Consider the following 17,986-nt stretch of genomic DNA (forward strand, 5'->3'; position numbering starts at 1 on the left):
GCCAAACGGCCGTGCAGCGATCGTGATTCCGGATTCTCAGGCGTCGCCGATGCCGAACCGGTGGTCGGCATCGAGTTCCTGCGCCCACTTCGGCAGGATGAAGATCCCCTCCGCTTCGGCGCAGACCCCGTCAGCCGTCGATATCTCCCCTTTCGCAAAGGACTTACGCCGTTCGGTGCGATCGTGCCAACCCTTGACGGTGACCGGCCCGAGGCGCGTGCCCTGCCGATAGCGAATCGACAGGGTTCCGGTCATGCCGGGGGCACCGGCGTGCACGGCCGCCTGACCGAGCACCTGATCGAGGATCAACGCGATGACCCCGCCGTGCACCAGGCCGGGCGGACCCTCGTACTGCGGGCCCAGGAACACCTCCGACCACACGTGATCGTCCTCGTATTCGAATTCGACCGGCGGTGCGAGCGGGTTCCGGATCCCCTCCACCGCGTTGCCCCAATTTCTTTGCCGTCCATCGGAATTGAAACGTATCCCGAAGGATGCGTCGATCTGCTCTCGCCCCAGGATCTCGGCCGCGGCCGCGATGTGACGTTGCGCCTCGCGGACGTCGTCCGCACCGACATCGGTGATCACCGTCGCTGCCACCAGATCCCGAACGCTGTCACCGAGCGATCTCGCGACCTCGATCTGCCGCGTCAACTCGTCCGGGGAAATGTCCTCGGTGATGTACTCGCTCACTGTGCCACCTCGTGCCGCATCGCATGTTCCGAACAGTCCGCAGAACACGCTATCCGACGAGGGCCATCCGCCAACCCGACCGACCCCAGGTCAGATACCGAATGAGAACCTGTTCTCGTTTTGCTAGGCTCGGATGATGGCACGGATCGGCGACTACGCAGACGACGACATCATCAGTTGGTTCGGCCTGTCGCCCCAACTGGGCGCGTCGCTCGGCGCCTATGCCGATGCCGTCTACACGAAGAATCGACTCGAGGTCCGCACGCGCGAACTGGCCCGGATGGTCATCGCCGGCCACAACGAATGCGAGGTCTGCCGGCACACCCAGGTCGACCGAGACGGGGATCGATGAGGACTTCTATCGCCACGTCGACGAATGGGCCGCCTGGCCCGGGTATTCCGACGATGAACGGATCGCGGCGGAGTTCGCTCACCGGTTCGCCACCGATCACATCGGTCTGCGGGAGGACGAGGGCTTCTGGCGGCGCTGCCGCGCCGCGCTGTCCGATGAACTCATCGTCGATCTGACTCTGTCGTGTGCCCTGTGGCTGGGCCAGGGCCGAGCGCTTCGTGTCCTCGACGTCGGGCAGGCCTGCCAACTGACGATCTGACCGGTCATCGCGCCCGGTAGCCTCAGCACCATGAGCGATCAACAGTGGACAGCATTCGAGGTCTCCATCTCGGACTACATCGCCGAGGTCACGATCACCGGGCCCGGCAGGGGCAACGCGATGGGTCCCGATTTCTGGCGGGAGCTGCCGGAGATCTTCGCCCATCTCGACCGAGAGGACGACGTCCGGGCGGTCGTGCTGACCGGCTCGGGAGCGAACTTCTCCTATGGCCTGGACCTCGCGGCCATGGGCGGTGATCTCGCGCCGGTCCTCGCCGAGGGCGCGAAGGCACGTCCACGGACCGAGTTCCACGACACCATCCGCCGGATGCAGGCCGCGATCACCGCGGTTGCCGACTGCCGGAAGCCGGTTGTCGCCTCGATCTCCGGCTGGTGCATCGGCGGTGGCGTCGACTTGATCAGCGCCGCCGACATCCGCTACGCGAGCGCGGATGCCAAGTTCAGTGTCCGCGAGGTCCGGGTCGCGATGGTGGCCGATGTAGGCAGCTTCGCGCGACTGCCTGCCATCATCGGTGATGGCCACCTGCGCGAGCTCGCGCTGACGGGTAAGGACATCGACGCCGAGCGCGCGGCCCGGATCGGCTTGGTCAACGATGTGCTGCCCGACCAGAAGTCGGCGCTCGAGACCGCGCGAGCAACCGCCGCCGAGATCGCCGCGAATCCGCCGCTGGTGGTGCACGGCGTCAAAGCCGTGCTCGACCACGGGCGACGTCCCGCGGTCGACGACAGCCTGCGATATGTGGCCGCGTGGAACTCGGCGTTCCTCCCGAGCGAAGACCTCACCGAGGCCGTCACGGCGGTGTTCGAGAAGCGTCCGCCGGAGTTTCGCGGCGCCTGAGTCCGTTTCTGCTGGAGCCGATCACGCCACCGCGATCGGCTCCAGCACGAAGACGGGGATGTGGCGTGGAGTACGGGCCACATATAGGTCGAAGTTCGGCCACACGGCGACCATTCGCGTCCAGGCCTGCGAGTACTCCGCCCCGTCGAGCTCACGCCAGCCCATGGTCGTCGACTGCCCGTGATGTCCCACCTCGACGCTCTGGGCCGCCCGGATGTTGTACACCCATTGCGGCATGTCGGGGCCGCCGAAGTAAGACCCCGCGATCAACCAGGCGCCGTCGTTCCCGGGCACCGCGAGCAGCCGGGTGGAGCGCACGACCCCGCTCTTGCGTCCGGCCACCTTGAGCTCGATGTTCGGCAGTCCTGCGATGTCGAGCAGGCCGTAGCGGTCCCCGGTCAGCTTGTGCAACGCGTTGTCGCAGACGACGATCTGCGGCAAGAGTTTCGGCATCCAGCTGATGGAACCGATCTTGATCGCCAATGGTGTGAGCGCGCCCATCAGTCCAGTGTGACAGTTCGCGTGGGATACCTCATCGCGTCACACGCGCACCCACACAGTCCACAGGGTCGACGAGCTGTGGACAGACTTTTCGAGGTCATGAATATGCGGGCGATGATCAGCCCATGACAATCGACAACACCGCCATTCCCGACATCGCGACCGCGCAGGAGCCCATCGGTTCCGTCGGCGATCTCCGCCAGCGCTGGCGTGCACTCATGGGTCCGCTCGGCTTCTCCGAGTCGTTGCTGTGGTTCACATTCATCGGTGCCGACCGCCGACTCATGAAGGTCCTCAATCAACTCCCATTGCCTCCGTCACCCGACGCGTTCCTTGCCGACATACTGATCACGCGGTTCGGCGAAGTGTTCGAGTCGATCCCGGCGACGTCGGCCGCCTGCCTCATCACGCGACCCGGCAGCGATGGCGTCAGCGACGCCGACCAGGCATGGGCGCATCTACTCGTGCAAGCGGCGCACGCACACGACGTCCCACTGGAGCCGGTGTTTCGTGCCAACGACGTCGACCTGCTGGCCCTGACCGTCGCCGACGCAGCGCGTCCCACCGCTAGCTGAGCATCCTCGAGAGGAATGTGATTGAGAACTCAGGGGTCAAGGCCCTACCCACCCGCTCCCTGAGGGGCCTCGCGAGGAACGAGCGAACCGTCACCACCGCCCCTGAGGAGCCTCGCGAGGAACGAGCGAAGCGTCACGAAGGGCCCTTCGTGACACTCGGCTAGCGCCTCGTTCCTCAGGGGGCGGGCGATGGATGGCCGAGTTCTCAAACACGCGCAGAGGAGCCTCGCGAGGAACGAGCGAACCGTCACCACCGCCCCCTGAGGAGCCTCGCGAGGAACGAGCGAAGCGTCACGAAGGGCCCTTCGTGACACTCGGCTAGCGCCTCGTTCCTCAGGGGGCGGGCGATGGATGGCCGAGTTCTCAAACACGCGCAGAGGAGCCTCGCGAGGAACGAGCGAAGCGTCACCACCGCCCCCTGAGGAGCCTCGCGAGGAACGAGCGAAGCGTCACGAAGGGCCCTTCGTGACGGTCCTCCGCTAGCGCTCCGGACCTCCTCAGGGACCGGAGGGTGACCGTCGCCGAGCTAACGCTCCGAACCTCCTCAGGGACGGGAGGGTTACCGTCCAGGGATCAAGATGGCGGCCCACCAACGCTCCCCACCACCTCAAGGATCAGCTGCGGGGACGCTCATCCGGGCTCGGCAACCGCCGCCGACGCCGCACCCGAAGAGTAGGTTGACTTGCGGGGGTGTCGGCGACCGCGCCGGCCATGAGGAGCGCAGGAGGTCGGATGCCCGGGCCGCAACGTCTTCTCGTCGACGGCGGTCAGACCGCCACCCGGCTTCGTCTCGTCGGGCCGTCGTCGAATGGCGATCACGAGGCCGGCCCGGTTCACACGGATCGGCCGGTCGTGGGCCAGATCGCTGCAGCTGCAACAGATTTGGCCGAGGAAATCGGTATCTCGGTGGATGAACTCGCCGCCGGGGTGTCCGGACTGACCCCGGAGGCGACGCGGCCGGCCGAATTGCGCACCGCCGTCGCCGATCTCGGAATCGACAGGGTTGCGCTGGCACACGATTCGGTCTCCGCCTATCTGGCCGCCAACGGCCTCGAGCTCGGTGCCGTGATCGCGGTCGGGACCGGAGTTGTCACCTTGGGGGTCGCCTCGGGCGGAACCGCCCGGGTCGATGGGTGGGGCCACCTCGTCGGTGACGCCGGCAGCGCCTACTGGATCGGCCGGGCGGGACTCGACGCCGCGCTACGTGCCTTCGACGGACGCGGCAGGGCAACCGGACTCGAGGACGCTGCGGCGGATGCGTTCGGACCGCTGCCCGAGCTCTACATGGTGTTGCAAGGTGACCCCGGGCGGGTGGCACGTACCGCCGGTTTCGCCCGCGTCGTCGGCGAGCTCGCACGGACAGGCGACCCGGTCGCCGTCGACATCAACAACCGCGCCGCCGCGGAACTGGCTGCATCGGTGGACGCGGCACTGAGCCGCAGCGGGCACCGCGCCGGCGAGCCCACTCGCGTCAGTTGGATGGGCAACGTCCTGACCGCGAATGACCAGATCCGCACACGGTTCATCGAGCTCGTCGGCAGGGCACACCCAGACGTGACCGTCGCCGAACCGTATGGAGAACCGCTCGACGGCGTCGCGCTGCTGCTCGACGTGCCGCCCGATCATCCACTGGCCGCGCAGATCCACTCGGCCTGAGGCCGAGCGGACCCCTTGGTCTGCGGTCAGTCGGTCGCGTCGAGCGAGGCGGTCAACGTGGACGACAACAGCTTGGCGAATTCGGCCGGGTCGCCGAGCTCTCCGCCTTCAGCGATCACCGCCATGCCGTAGATGAGCTTCGCGGTCGGGATCAAAGACGTGTGGTCGTCGGAGGAGCCGAACGCCTTCTTGAGCCCGACGACCAACGGATGGTCGGCATTGAGTTCGAGCGCACGCTTGCTCTTCGGCAGTTCTTGTCCCGATGCGCGATACAGCTTTTCCAGCTGCGGCGACATCGAGAAGGTATCGCCGACCAGACAGGCCGCCGACTCGGTGAGCCTCGACGACAGTCGCGCCTCGCTGACGTCCTCCGCCAGTGCCTCGGCCAGCCAGGTGAGGAGTCCCGAGAACTCCTCGGACTGCTTCTCCTTGTCCGCCTTGGTCTTCTCGGCGTCGGAGTCGTCGGCGGAATCGCCATCCAGATCGTCGAGATCGACGGCGCCCTTGGCGATGGAGGTGAACGACTTGCCGTCGAACTCGATACCGGAGGTGACCCACATCTCGTCGACCGGGTCGGTGAGCAGCAACACCTCGATGCCCTTTGCCCGGAACGCCTCGATGTGTGGCGAGTTCTCGATCTGCTGGCGGGTCTCCCCCGTCATGTAGTAGATCGTCTCCTGGCCGGTGTGCATGCGTCCGACATAGTCGGCGAGGGTGGTGAGGCCGTCGGCCGAATCGGTCGACGCGAACGACGATGCCTTCAGCACTGCGTCCCGATTGTCGAAATCGTTGATCAGGCCTTCCTTCCAGACCCGACCGAAATTCTCCCAGAAGGTGTTGTAATCATCTGGCCGCGAGCTGCGCATCTCACCCACCGTCGAGATCACCCGCTTGGTGAGTCGACGTCGGATGGCGCGGATCTGCCGGTCTTGCTGCAGGATCTCCCGCGAGACATTCAGCGACAGATCGGCGGCATCGACGACACCCTTCACAAAGCGCAGGTATTCGGGGATCAGCTCTTCGCAGTCGTCCATGATGAACACCCGCTTGACGTAGAGCTGAACCCCGGACGCGCGCTCGCGCATGAAGAGGTCGAACGGCGCCTGCGTCGGGATGAACAGCAGGGCCTGGTATTCGAAGGTGCCCTCTGCCTTCACCGTGATGACCTCGAGGGGCTCATCCCACGCGTGGCTGACGTGACGGTAGAACTCGTGGTACTCGTCCTTCGAGACCTCGTCGGCCGATTTCGCCCACAGCGCCTTCTGCGAGTTGATCGTCTCGGTGACGATCTCGATCTTCGGAGTGTCGCCGTCGGTGTCGTCGGCGTCGTCGGACGGCGTCACGGGCTTCTCGACATCCATGCGGATGGGCCACGCGATGAAGTCGGAGTACCGCTTGACCAACTGACGCAGCTTGGTCGGGTCGGTGTAGTCGTAGAGGTGGTCCTCGGCATCCTCGGGTTTGAGTGCCAATGTCACCGAGGTGCCCTGTGCGGCGTCGGCGACCTCGTCGATCGTGTAGGTGCCGTCGCCGGTCGATTCCCATCGCGTGCCGAGTTCGTCGCCGGCCCGACGGGTCACCAGCGTGACCCGGTCGGCGACCATGAAGGTCGAGTAGAAGCCGATGCCGAACTGTCCGATCAGTTCCTCGGACGCCGCGGCGTCCTTGACCTCGGCGAGTTTGCGGCGCAGCTCGGCCGTGCCGGAGCGGGCGAGTGTCCCGATCAGGCCGATCACGTCCTCACGCGACATTCCGATCCCGTTGTCGCGGACGGTGAGGGTGCGCTCCTCGCGGTCGGCCTCCAGCTGGATGTGCAGATCGGATGCGTCGACATCGAGATCTTTGTCCTGAAGTGACTCCAGCCGGAGCTTGTCCAGGGCATCGGACGAGTTGGAGATCAGCTCCCGAAGGAAACTGTCCTTGTTCGAGTACACCGAGTGCACCATGAGATCCAGCAACTGCCGGGTCTCGGCCTGGAACTCGCGAACCTCTGTTTGACCACTCATGATCGACCTCCACTGGGCGCGCCACTGACGGAGCCGGATAATACCGGCCCGCACATTGGCTACTCTGAAGTGGGTCAGCTCAGCACCCGGTACGCGGAGGCGGATCGGTCGCAACGGCCACCCCGCCCCGACGCCACCATCGGAAGACAGGTGAATGTCCGCTCCTCGTCTGCTGTTCGTGCACGCGCACCCCGACGACGAAACCCTGTGGACAGGTGGTGTCCTGGCCCGCCACACCGACCGTGGCGGCGACGCCGACCTGATCATGTGCACCTGGGCCGAGGGCACCGACCGGCACACCGAGCTCATCGACGCCGTCCGTGAGCTGGGTCTGCCGCGGCCACCGATCATGCTGGGCTATGCCGACGAACGTGTGCCGGACTCGGCGCCGGACGCCGAGCGATTCTGTGCGGTTCCCTTCGACGATTTGGTGCGAACCATGGTCGGCCATATCCGCTCGTTGCGTCCGGACGCGATCATCACCTACGACGCGATGGGAATCTACGGCCACCCGGACCACATCCACGCGCACCGACTGGCCGCGGTCGCCGCCGACGCCGCAGCAAGTCCCCGCCTCTACCGATCGCAGGGTGACGCCTGGCAGACCCGGTCCATCTACTTCGTGACCATCGCCGACTGGATGGTCGACGATGTCCGCATGGATGTGCTCAAGGAGATCCCCCGCGACCACCTGCCCGGCACGCCCGAATCGGCGATCGATCTCACGGTCGACGTCGGGCCGTGGCGAGACCGCAAGGCAGCCGCGCTGGCGGCACATCACACCGAGATGAGACGAAGTAAGACGATGCAGGCACTGATGGCCATGGATCCCGACCGGCGCAGCCGGCTGTTCGGGTCGGAGAGCTTCATCCGACGAGACCTCGTCCCCGGGGGCGTCGAGCTCGACGAATGGTGACCGGCGATCAGTGGGTCGCGGATTCGGCGGGGTCCACCACGCTGATCGGTGAACGCAAGCCGCTGGCCCGCTGCACGCGCCGTGCCACGGCTGCCGCGAGTACGTCTCGCGAGCCGATGATCCGGACCCTTCGCTGGGCTCGGGTGATCGCCGTGTACAGCAGTTCCCGGGTCAGCAACTCCGAGCCCTCGGGTGGGAGAACCACCGTGACAGCATCGAACTGACTGCCCTGACTGCGATGGATGGTCATCGCATACATCGGGACCGCGTCGGCGAGCTGGGTGGGGTGCAGCGTCCGGACACCGCTGCCGCGGCGGAACACGACTTCCAGGCCGGTGACCCCGCGGATCACCACGCCGTTGTCGCCGTTGAAGGTCTCGGTCTGACGGTCATTGGCCGTGACCAGCAGCGGTTGTCCCGGATGGCTGAGACCGCCATCGGGCACCACGTCGTGATCAGGTAGTTCGGACAGCCACTCGACGATCCGTCTCGACCACCCCTGCACGCCCCAGCTGCCCTCGCGGTGAGCGCACAACACCCGATGTGTATCGAGGGCGGTCAGGGCTCCGGCAGCGTCGCCTACGACGGCCGCGGTGCGTAGCGCACCGCCCCATGCCTCGACGTCGGCACGCAGACCCTCGAGATCGCCGGCGGGGACGAGGGTGACGTCGGCGATCGCGTCGTCGCTCACCAGGTCCAGCACGGCGTAGACGTCACCGCGGTTGACCGCGTCGGCCACCTGCGCGATCCCGCCGCCGAATCGTCTGCCCCGATACAGCGTCACCACGCCACGGGAGACGCTCTCCCGATCCTCGGTGGGGACAGCGTCTGCGAGGACTCCCGCCGGGACCGGAACCGGCGGCAGCGACAGCTCGCGGTCGACGAGGTCGGCGAGAACGGCGCCCGCCTCCACCGACGCCAGCTGGTGAGGGTCGCCCACCAGGATCACTCGGGTGTCCGGGCGGACGGCGTCGAGAAGTTTGCTCATCGCGGTCATCGACAACATCGAGGTCTCATCGACGACGACGACGTCGAACGGCAACTTGTTGCCCCGCCCATACCGCGGTGCGTGGCCGGGCCGCCAGCCCAGCAGCGAGTGCACCGTGACCGCGCGGACCGAGTCGGGCGCCGCGCCGTCGGTGGACACGGCCGCCTGGAGTTGAGCGGCGGCGCGGCCGGTCGGCGCACACAGACCGATCCGTGCAGCGCCCCCGGCCAGACGGTCGAGAACCGCCAGAATGCGTGCCACGGTGTACGTCTTGCCGGTTCCGGGGCCTCCGGCGACGACCAGAGTCCAGTTGATCGCCGCCATCTGCGCGGCCACCCGTTGCTGGTCGACGACGTCGGCGTCCCCTGCGCCGAAGACGTCGGTCACCGCCTCCGACAACGCATCGGCGTCGACGTCGGGGCGGGTTCCCTCGCGGGCGACCAGCACCGACCTGATCAGTTCCTCCTGGCGAAAATACTTGCGCAGGTAGAGCAACGGGCCGTCTGCAGAGGTGGCGAGGACCAGCGGCCGCAACGGACCGGTTCGACCGCCCCGCACGAGCACACTGTCGGCCAAGGCGCGCGCCAGGTCGGCCGGAGACGGCATCAACGCCGCAATAGACGGATCGTCGCCCACGATCTCGGATACCCGGTCGACCGCCAGGCACGTCGATCCGAACCGTACCGCCCGCACCGCCAATGCGGCGCCGATCTGTGCGGTCTCGGCAACGGGCTCACCGCACAACCGCATCAGCCTGCGGGTGACGTGCAGGTCCGCTGCGTCGAGGACACCGAGAGCGTTGAGCCGCACCAGAACACCGTCGTCGCCGGCCACGGCGCGGGCATCGTTCGTGGGCCGTGGCGAAGCGGTGGTAGTCCCCACGGTCGATGCCGGCGACCGCGGATCGGGGCCGGTCACGCGACGCCCTCCGCGAGGAGATCGGACAGACCTTCGACCAAGGAGGCGGGCACCGCCCATTCGAACACACCGCATCCGGACGGGGTCGCGGGGCCGATCATTCCGCGAACGAAGTGATACTGAACGGGACCCAGATGCACCGCGGCGCGGTACCCGGGCAGTCGCCACCGCAGATAGCGATGCAGCGCAACCGAATACAGCAGGGCCTGGAGTGGATAGTTCGCCGCGATCATCTCGTCGGCCATCGCGGCACGATCGAAGTCCTCGGCGGTCAGGTCGCCGGCACGCAGTCGATTCGTCTTGTAGTCGACGATGACGTATCGCCCGTCGGGGGTGCGCAACACGGAATCGATACTCCCGGTCAGGTAGCCGCGGAATCGTTGCGGCGGGAGCTCACGCAGTCGTGCGCCGAAGCCGATGAGTGGATCGTCGGGCGACAGATGGCGGTCGATCAGGTCGGCGACCGCCGACATCGTCACCGCGCCGGCCGCGGTGACCTCGCCGCCGGCAGGCGATTCGGGGCTCCCGGCCAGCGGGAACTCGAACTCCAGCTCGGCCAGCCGGTCGCGGGTTCGGACAGACCACAGGTCGCCGAAACCGATCGGGGTCGTCAGCACCCCGATCAGAGCGGCGGTCAATCGATCCACGTCGACATCGACCATCCGCCGCTCGACCGCGGAACGACACAGATCTGCCACGTGCGCCTGCATGTCGTCGGCTTCGGTGTCGACGTATTCGAGGACCTCGTGGACGAGGGTGCCGAATCCCGCACCGAACGGCATCCCGTTCATCAGCGACGCGGTCACGCCGTCCTCGGCCGGCGGCGACACCGTACCGGTCGATGATTCGGCCTGCGCCGATGACGCCGCGTCGACAGGCTCCGCCGCATCCTCGAGCGACATGGCAGGCTCGTCGGCGATCAGGTCGTCGCCCGCCTCGCTCCCGGTTTCGAGCACCGGCGCAGATCCGTGGCCGACCGTCGCCACGATCGCGGAATACGATGTGCGTCGCCAACTCTGATCGATGACGCGGTCGAAGTGCGCCACAGCGAGGTCGGGTGAGCGGCGATGTGCGGGCGACCGTTCGTCGATGCTGCGATCCCCGTCGCGGCCGGCCACCTCCACCCCGATGGCACCGTCGGCGGCATACCCCATCAGCACCCGGCCGCACGTGTCGTCGTCGGGGACATCGAAGGTGTCGGGCACGACGGGTGTCCGACCTGTGCGCCTGAACAGCAGCCGGTGCAGTGCGGAGTTCTTGGTGAAAAATGCCGGCGCCCACCAGATCACCACCGCGGACTGCGCGCGGGTCAGTGCGACGTAGAGCAGCCGGAGCTCCTCCCCCGCGGACTCGGCCTCATGACGTTGCCAGCGGGCCCGGTAGTCCGGGGCCTCCTTGCCGCCGACGTCGAGAACCCGCTGTCCGTCGTCGTCGTGAAAGGTGAACGTGACCCGGTTCGAGTTGCGGAAGCCATCCCATGCGAACGGTACATACACGATCGGGAACTGCAGCCCCTTGCTGCGATGGACGGTCATGATCTGCACCGCCTGTGTGTCCCGGTCGAGGCGCCGTGTCTGGTCCTGATGCCGTTGCCACCGGGTGGTGTCGGCGATGCGGTCGGCCAGCCACTCCCCGAGCGCGCCGAGGCCGCATTCGCTGCGCATGACCTCGGCGTTGCACAGTGACGCCACCTGGATCAGATCGGTGAGCGTACGTTCGCCGTCGTCGCTGCCGAGAACCCGTTCGGCCACCGCCATCCGGCTCATCAGTCGCTGCGACATCGCCGCGAAGCCGCCGTCGGCGAAGACCCGGCCCAATCCTTGCAGTGTGCCGGCCAGTTCTGCGACCGCGGCGCCGTCGTCGGCGGCGAGCTCGGGCACCTCCCAACCGATCAGCGGGCCCAGTGCGGCCATCCGGACCAGATCGGCGCGCGCCGGTTGTTCGATCGCCCGGATGGCCGCGAGCCACTGTCGCGCAGCGGCCGTGTGGAAGACGCTGGCTCCGGAACCGATCACCGCGGCGACGCCGTGGGCCTGCAGCTGCGTCTGCAACGGCTCGATGGTCTTGTTGAGGGTGACGAGCACGGCGATGTCACCAGGTTCGACGGGGCGGGTGACGCCGTCGACCTCGATCAGGGTTCCCGAGGCCAACAGCCCTGCGATGTCGGCGGCGACGTCGGCGATCACGCGGTCGCGGACCTCGCCGACCGCGGCGAATCCGCTGGGCCCCGTGACCGGGAACGATCGACGGGGGAAGGCGCGCAGACGCACCGGCGGCACACCGTGGACACGACTACCACCGCGAGCAGCGGTGACGTCGTGGACGACGATGTCTCGGTGGCCCAGCTGGGCACCGCCGTGCAGCCGGCCGAGTGCGTCCACCAGGGCGCCGTCGGATCGACGGTTGACATCGAGGACACGTAGGGCGTCGGCCGACCGGACCGCCTGGAGATAGCTGAGGACCTCGGCGCCGCGGAATCCGTAGATCGACTGTTTCGGGTCACCGACGAGCGCGAGTGTCCGGTGACCGTGGAAACAGCGCCGGACGATCTCCCACTGCTGCGGGTCGGTGTCCTGGAACTCGTCGACGAGGACGGCGTCGAACATGGTGCGAATCCGTTCACACGCCTGCGGCCCGATCACCGGGTCGGTGACGATCCGGTACAGGATCATCTGCAGATCATCGTAGGTACGCAAGCGGGACAACCGTTTACGTTCCTCGATGATCTCCCGGATGCGCTGCGCGAAGCGAACCTTGCGCGCGGCAACCGCCGCGGCTGCTCCGCCTGTCGAATCGAGATCGATGTCGGTGGGCGCCAACCGGGCCCCCGGTTGCCGCACGGCGTCCCGGGCGATCGACGTCGCGTCGGCCAGCGAGATGTCGGGCCGGTCGGCGCCCGCGTAACCACGCAGATAGAGATCGAGGGCGGCCTCGTCGACGAGATCGTCCACGTCCTCGACGATCTCGTAGATCAGTTCCCGCTCCCCCAGGAATCCGAGAGCGTCGAGCATGCGATTGCAGAACGTGTGCGTGGTCGCGATCGTGGAGGCGTCGAAATCGGACAGCGCACGCACGAGCCGCTCCCGACGACGCGTGACCTCCGCGGCGTCGCCGCCGGCGAGATGGCGGACGAGCGGGTCGTCGTGCGTTGTGCATTCGGTTGGATCAGAGAGCGCGGCAACGAGTTCGGACACGCGATCGCGCATGCGCTCGCGAAGTTCGGCCGTGGCGGCGCGGCTGAACGTGACCAGCAGCAGTTTGTCGATCGGCACGCCGTCGGCGATGAAGCGCGCGCCCAGACCGACGATCGCATACGTCTTGCCGGTGCCTGCGCTCGCCTCGAGCACCGTGGTGCCGGTGGGCAACGGGGCCGTGATATCGAATGCGACGGGTACGGTGGTCTCCTCGACCCGGGGCGCGCGCGTTCGCGCCTGATCGCGCGCCGTCATGTCACGGTCTCGTGATCCATCAGCGGTTCCCACACCAGCCGCGCCAATCCGGCGAACACCGCATCGCCGGCCTCGCCTGGTAGTTCGAGCCCACACCACGTCCGATCGGGCCCGACGGTCTCCGTGAGCAGCATGTCGAAGCCCGTCGGCGCGGTCACATCACCACCGAACGCCAGCCGTAGATAACGATCCCGGCCGGCTCCGAAATCGCCGTCGAATGCGCGTCGCGCCGCCGGCAGCGCCCGATCGATCCGGCCGCTGCGTCGGTGGTGATCGGTGAACTCGGCCGCCGGGTCGGACGGTAGCGGCAGTGCCCGGCGGAGTCCGGTGTCGCGCAGTGCGATCAGTTGCATGAGGACCGCGAGCGGGTCGTCCGGGACGGCGAACAGCGCGCGGGCCACACCTCCGGACCGGCCGGGTCGTCGGGCGACGACCGCCGCGGCCCGGATGTCGGTGGACATCGCGTTGCCGTGCTGCGCGGCCGCAGCCAGCGCCAACAACCGTATCCAGGCGACGACACGCTGCTTGGCCCGCAACTTCGAGTAGGTCGCGGTGACGACGGTGCCCGCGTGGATGTCTCCGATAGTTCCGAAGAGCCGGCGCCCGTCCGGCAGCGGGACCACGATGTCCACGGTCTGAGGTGATCCCACCCGCGCCGCAGCCGCCGCTTCGAATACCGCGCGAACGTCGCGGGAGATGTCCTGAAGTTCGCGGGTGCCGAATGCGAACGGGGGCAGCGTGCCCCGCCGGAGCTCGGCGGCCTGGCATGCCTCGAGGTCGGTGCCGCCCAGCATCCGGGACAGGAAGCGGTCGCCGATCGCCCAGCGGTCCAGCGGCGGGAGTTCGACATCGAGTTGGTCGGGGTGCGGACGTTCGTCATCGGGGATGCGCGCTCCGAGCCGCTGACGGACGAACCCCTCGATGGGGTTGGTCACAAAGCTCACCAACGTCGCGAGGTCGATGTCCCCGGGCTCGGGCGGGTCGAGAACGATATCGGCGATCCGCGCAGTCGTCACCGCTGCCGTCCCCAGCGCACGCGCCCCGGCCAGCAGTGCGGTGTCGTAGGAGAAGGGACCAGCGACGCCCGCAACCGCGTCGGGCCGGAAGTTGGTGTCGTCGAACGCGTGCAGGGTGTGCTGCCGGGTGCACACACCGCCACCGGCGTCACCACCGGTCAGACCGTGCACCGTGTCGACGAGTTCGCTGACCACCACGGCCGGCGGAACCCGTTGGCCGGACACGGGATCGGCACCGCTGTAGTAGACGTGCAGGTTCTCCTCCGCGGCGCCGATCGCGTCGAGGAAGAGTTGTCGATCCTCGTCGCGTGGATTTCGCTCCCCGATCAGCGGGGAACGGCCGAGGATGTCGTCGCCGTCGGTGCGCTGGGCCCGGGGAAACGCGTCGCCGTCGACGCCCAGCAGCACGATGACCCGATGCGGCACCGAGCGCATCGGCACCATCGAACACACGGTCAGCTCGCCGGTGCGAAAGTTGGCGCGCGTCGGCGACGCGGCGACCAGACCGGCGATCAGATCGCGGATGTCCCCCAGCCGCAGGGTCAGCGGTTCGCCGTCCGGATCGTCGGCGTCGTCGGGAAAGACCGCGACGATCGATCGGATCGCCTGTGCCCGTTGCCATTCCTCGTCAATTCCGGGTCGTGCCAGCGCATCGACCGCGCCGACGACCACGTCGATCCAGTGGTGAACGGGATGCGCGCCGGTCAGCGTGTCGAGTGTCACCGACAGACGTTCGACGAACTCGGCGAACCGGCCCGCCAGGTCGATCTCGGTGCTCTCCACCCCGGCCAGTGGTAGTGCCGTGTCGAGCCACTCCCCGTCGGATTCCTCGGCGACGGCACCGAGCAGGATTCGATCCAGGCCGGCATCGAACGTGCCCTGGCCGAAGCCGGACAACCCGAACCTGGATCGCTGCGCATCGTTGATGCCCCACCGGATGTTGCTGCCCGTGAGCCATTCCCGCACGATGTCGAGATCGTCGTCGGTCATGTCGAAGCGCTGCCGCACCGGTGCGCGGCCGAGTAGGTCGAGGACGGCGCCCGCCGACACGCGTCCGGCGGCGAGTTCGACCACCGCCGCCACCACGTCGAGCACCGGATTGGTGTGCCGCAGCCCGCGGTCGGCGAGGCGGACCCGGAGTTCGAACGCGGGGTGCCCGAGGCCGGGTTGTCCGAAAGCACCGCGGATGAGCGGGGCGAATGTCTCGACATCCGGGCACATGATCAGCACATCGCGGGGTTGCAGTGTCGGGTCGTCAGCGAACAGGTGCAGGAGGCGGTCACGCATCACCTCCACCTGGCGTTCGGGCCCATGACACGAGTGGATCTCGACCGACGAGTCGGCTGCCACCACAGCGGTGTCGAGTCGGTCGTCGCGCAGGCCGGACTGCAGTGCGGCCAGCACCGACGGCGCTTTTGTGCCGGCGGGCGGATGATGCACGACGCGGTCCGCAACGGTTTCGACGCGACGTTGCAGTTCCTGCACATCTCGGGACAACCCGGCCAGCAGCGGATGGGCGAGGGCGGGCGGCGGGTGATCCACTCGCCGGCCACCAGGTGTCGGCACGGTGTCGGCCACCGCGTCCCACAACGCCGGACTCGGGTGCGGCACGAACAGGTGGACGTCGCGGTGCACCGATACCGCCGCCAGGACGGCAAGCAACGATTCGGTGACACGGGTCGGCCCGAAGACCGAGAGCCGCTCCGGCAGGTCGGTGACCGTCGGGTCTTCGCGCAACGTCTCACAACATCCCGCCAACAGCTCGGCCGGGTGGGGCCGGCCGATCTCGCGGCGTACAGCCCGCCAGACGTCGGGCTGCCAGAGGAGATCGTCGGGAACGGCTGCCCCGGCCCCGTCGGTGTCGTCGCCGATCGCCCAGGCGGCGAGCATGGCGGGTCGCTGCCGCCCATAGCCGTCGAACAGCTCCGCGACCTGGCGTGCGGTGGCGAATCGGCGTCCGCGGCGATGTTCGTCGGTGCCGTCGCCGTCGGCCCCCACGTGCCGGGCGAGCACGGCCAGTCGCGGATCCCCGATCATGCCGTCGAGCACGCGCAGGACCGCCCAGGTCATCGCGGCCGGTCGCCACCGTTCGCCGGCCGCCGCGGGGTGTTTCGCATCGCCGGGGCGCCGGTGCTCGGACCCGGCAACGTCGGCGATGATGCGGTCGGTCAGGGCCGCCGGAGAGGCGAAATCGAGGTTCGCGGCCACCCCGTCACCGTCACGCGTGGCACCGAGCCGGGTGGCCAGCCGCTGCTGTAACCAGCGTTCCACGCCGGGGGCGGGAACCGCCACGATCTCGGTCGTCATCGGGTCCGTGAGCGGCACCGCCAGCAGATCCGCCAGGGCGTCGGCGAGAGTGTCCGTCCGTTCGGCCCGGTGGAGGTGGAACATGTGATGCCGCCCTTACAGAGTGTCCGTGTCGGGGTGTCCTCGTCATGGTGTCCGCGACGTACCGGCGATGGTCAGGAACGTACCGGCAATGTGGCCTCGGCGATGAGGTGTGATTCCAGGATCGCGCGGACCTCGTCCGGGATCGGCGTCGGCCGACCGGTCTCCGTGTTCACCGACACCATCGTCGTCGCGGCGACCGCGCACGTGGTTCCGGTGGGATCCATCAAGGTGAGCGAGAGGTGGAAGGACGTGTTGCCGATCCGGCTGACGCATGACCGGACGGTGACCGGCTCGAGCGAGTACTCGAGCACCGCGGTGAACACGATCTCCTGACGGGCCACCAGCACCGAGAACCCGGCCGGCCGTTCGGGCAACCACGTCGCGAAGGATCGAACCCGGGACTCCTCGAAGATCCGCGCGAACTGCACATTGTTGATGTGGTTGTTGATGTCCATGTCGCCCCAGCGCAGCTGGATCGACAGATCGAGGTGTACGTCTGCCACGATCGGCAACCCTAGCGCCTGCCGCCGACATCGGGCCGACCGGACGAGTCGGCCGTCGCGACCTCCGGGCCCGGACCCCACCGGAGGAACACACGACTCGGGGCTCCCCGTGTTCCGGGCCGCGGGACCGTACACTCACCGCAGGCAGTACAGGCGAGGGGGAGATCGTGATCCTGGAGACCGTTCGGTTACGGCTACGTCCGGTCGCGATGTCCGACGTCGACGCACTCGTGGAACTCGACAGCGATCCGGCGGTGATGCGGTTCGTGACCGGCGGCGCGCCGACGTCGCGTGAGGTGATCGAGGAGTGGGTGCTGCCCCGCGCCGAGGCCGAGCGACGGGCCCACCGCACCGGGATGTGGACGGCGCTCGACCGCCGCACCGCCGACTTCCAGGGCTGGTTCGCGCTGCGCACACCCCGGCACAGCCATCGGTCCGAACTCGAACTCAGCTACCGGCTGCGCCGGGAGACATGGGGTCGCGGGCTGGCGACCGAAGCCGCACGGGCCTTGCTGTCGACCTCTTTCCGGGACATCGGCGCCGATCGGGTGTTCGCCAGCACCATGTCCGCGAACACCGCTTCTCGCCGGGTGATGGAGAAGATCGGCATGCGGCTGTCCGCGATCCGCATGTGCGACGACGAGCTCATCTCCGGTTCCGGGGCCGGAGAGGTCGAGTACGAGTTGCTGCGCAGTCATTGGGAGACGATGACGATGAGCTGGTCGCAGGCGCCCGGCCGGCCCTGGACACCGATCCCGACCGCGTCGTGGTCGCCTCGCCATCAGCGCGTGCCCGACCTCACGGCCTGAGTGATCGGGCGGGCGGCTGAAATGCGCCCCTGAGGAGTCCGACGGCGGCGAATCGCCGACGTCGGGCCGGACGTGGGCGGTTTTCAGTGGCCGGCG

General features: G+C 67.9%; 12 protein-coding genes and 1 pseudogene. 6 read left to right on the forward strand and 7 right to left on the reverse strand.

Annotated elements, in window-relative coordinates:
* Window positions 1-36: 36 nt before the first annotated feature.
* Window positions 37-693: a PaaI family thioesterase gene (locus AC4AMJ_RS08425; RefSeq protein WP_489895842.1), complete on the reverse strand. Its 657-nt coding sequence runs from the start codon at window positions 691-693 to the stop codon at window positions 37-39.
* 136 nt (window positions 694-829) lie between these two features.
* On the opposite strand from AC4AMJ_RS08425, the pseudogene AC4AMJ_RS08430 reads away from it, so the two are divergent.
* Window positions 830-1,304 (forward strand): annotated as a pseudogene (locus AC4AMJ_RS08430) (carboxymuconolactone decarboxylase family protein).
* A 30-nt stretch (window positions 1,305-1,334) separates the two neighbouring features.
* Window positions 1,335-2,162, forward strand: coding sequence for a crotonase/enoyl-CoA hydratase family protein (locus tag AC4AMJ_RS08435; RefSeq protein WP_489917783.1), 828 nt, complete (start codon window positions 1,335-1,337; stop codon window positions 2,160-2,162).
* Window positions 2,163-2,183: 21 nt separating this feature from the next.
* Here the strand turns inward: AC4AMJ_RS08435 and AC4AMJ_RS08440 are convergent, their stop codons facing one another.
* The gene (locus AC4AMJ_RS08440) at window positions 2,184-2,663 is read right to left on the reverse strand and encodes a nitroreductase family deazaflavin-dependent oxidoreductase (RefSeq protein ID WP_489895848.1); all 480 of its coding nucleotides are present in this window, start codon (window positions 2,661-2,663) and stop codon (window positions 2,184-2,186) included.
* Between the two features lie 125 nt (window positions 2,664-2,788).
* Here AC4AMJ_RS08440 and AC4AMJ_RS08445 point away from each other — a divergent pair, with 125 nt between their 5' ends.
* The gene (locus AC4AMJ_RS08445; protein ID WP_489917784.1) at window positions 2,789-3,238 is read left to right on the forward strand and encodes a hypothetical protein; all 450 of its coding nucleotides are present in this window, start codon (window positions 2,789-2,791) and stop codon (window positions 3,236-3,238) included.
* A 732-nt stretch (window positions 3,239-3,970) separates the two neighbouring features.
* On the forward strand, window positions 3,971-4,894 hold the full coding sequence (locus AC4AMJ_RS08450) for an N-acetylglucosamine kinase (protein WP_489917785.1): 924 nt from the start codon (window positions 3,971-3,973) through the stop codon (window positions 4,892-4,894).
* Between the two features lie 26 nt (window positions 4,895-4,920).
* Here the strand turns inward: AC4AMJ_RS08450 and htpG are convergent, their stop codons facing one another.
* Entirely contained in the window at window positions 4,921-6,900 is a 1,980-nt protein-coding gene (gene htpG, locus AC4AMJ_RS08455; RefSeq protein ID WP_489918397.1) for a molecular chaperone HtpG, read from the reverse strand.
* A gap of 154 nt (window positions 6,901-7,054) precedes the next feature.
* Here htpG and AC4AMJ_RS08460 point away from each other — a divergent pair, with 154 nt between their 5' ends.
* Window positions 7,055-7,816, forward strand: coding sequence for a PIG-L family deacetylase (locus AC4AMJ_RS08460; protein WP_489917786.1), 762 nt, complete (start codon window positions 7,055-7,057; stop codon window positions 7,814-7,816).
* A 7-nt stretch (window positions 7,817-7,823) separates the two neighbouring features.
* Here the strand turns inward: AC4AMJ_RS08460 and recD are convergent, their stop codons facing one another.
* The 4 genes from recD to AC4AMJ_RS08480 all read right to left on the reverse strand — a co-directional run bounded on the left by recD (window position 7,824) and on the right by AC4AMJ_RS08480 (window position 17,081).
* A complete protein-coding gene (gene recD, locus AC4AMJ_RS08465; RefSeq protein WP_489918398.1) occupies window positions 7,824-9,686 on the reverse strand; it encodes an exodeoxyribonuclease V subunit alpha in 1,863 nt (620 codons plus the stop codon).
* A 32-nt stretch (window positions 9,687-9,718) separates the two neighbouring features.
* A complete protein-coding gene (locus AC4AMJ_RS08470) occupies window positions 9,719-13,171 on the reverse strand; it encodes a UvrD-helicase domain-containing protein (protein ID WP_489917787.1) in 3,453 nt (1,150 codons plus the stop codon).
* Window positions 13,168-16,578, reverse strand: a complete 3,411-nt coding sequence (recC, locus tag AC4AMJ_RS08475) for an exodeoxyribonuclease V subunit gamma (RefSeq protein ID WP_489917788.1) — start codon at window positions 16,576-16,578, stop codon at window positions 13,168-13,170. The genes AC4AMJ_RS08470 and recC overlap by 4 nt, the downstream gene beginning before the upstream one ends.
* Before the next feature lie 71 nt (window positions 16,579-16,649).
* Window positions 16,650-17,081 (reverse strand): acyl-CoA thioesterase, encoded by a 432-nt coding sequence (locus AC4AMJ_RS08480; protein ID WP_489917789.1) that lies wholly within the window; start codon window positions 17,079-17,081, stop codon window positions 16,650-16,652.
* 167 nt (window positions 17,082-17,248) lie between these two features.
* On the opposite strand from AC4AMJ_RS08480, the gene AC4AMJ_RS08485 reads away from it, so the two are divergent.
* The gene (locus AC4AMJ_RS08485) at window positions 17,249-17,890 is read left to right on the forward strand and encodes a GNAT family N-acetyltransferase (RefSeq protein ID WP_489895864.1); all 642 of its coding nucleotides are present in this window, start codon (window positions 17,249-17,251) and stop codon (window positions 17,888-17,890) included.
* The last annotated feature ends 96 nt before the right edge of the window (window positions 17,891-17,986 follow it).

This window comes from Gordonia sp. LMA484 (assembly GCF_058129505.1).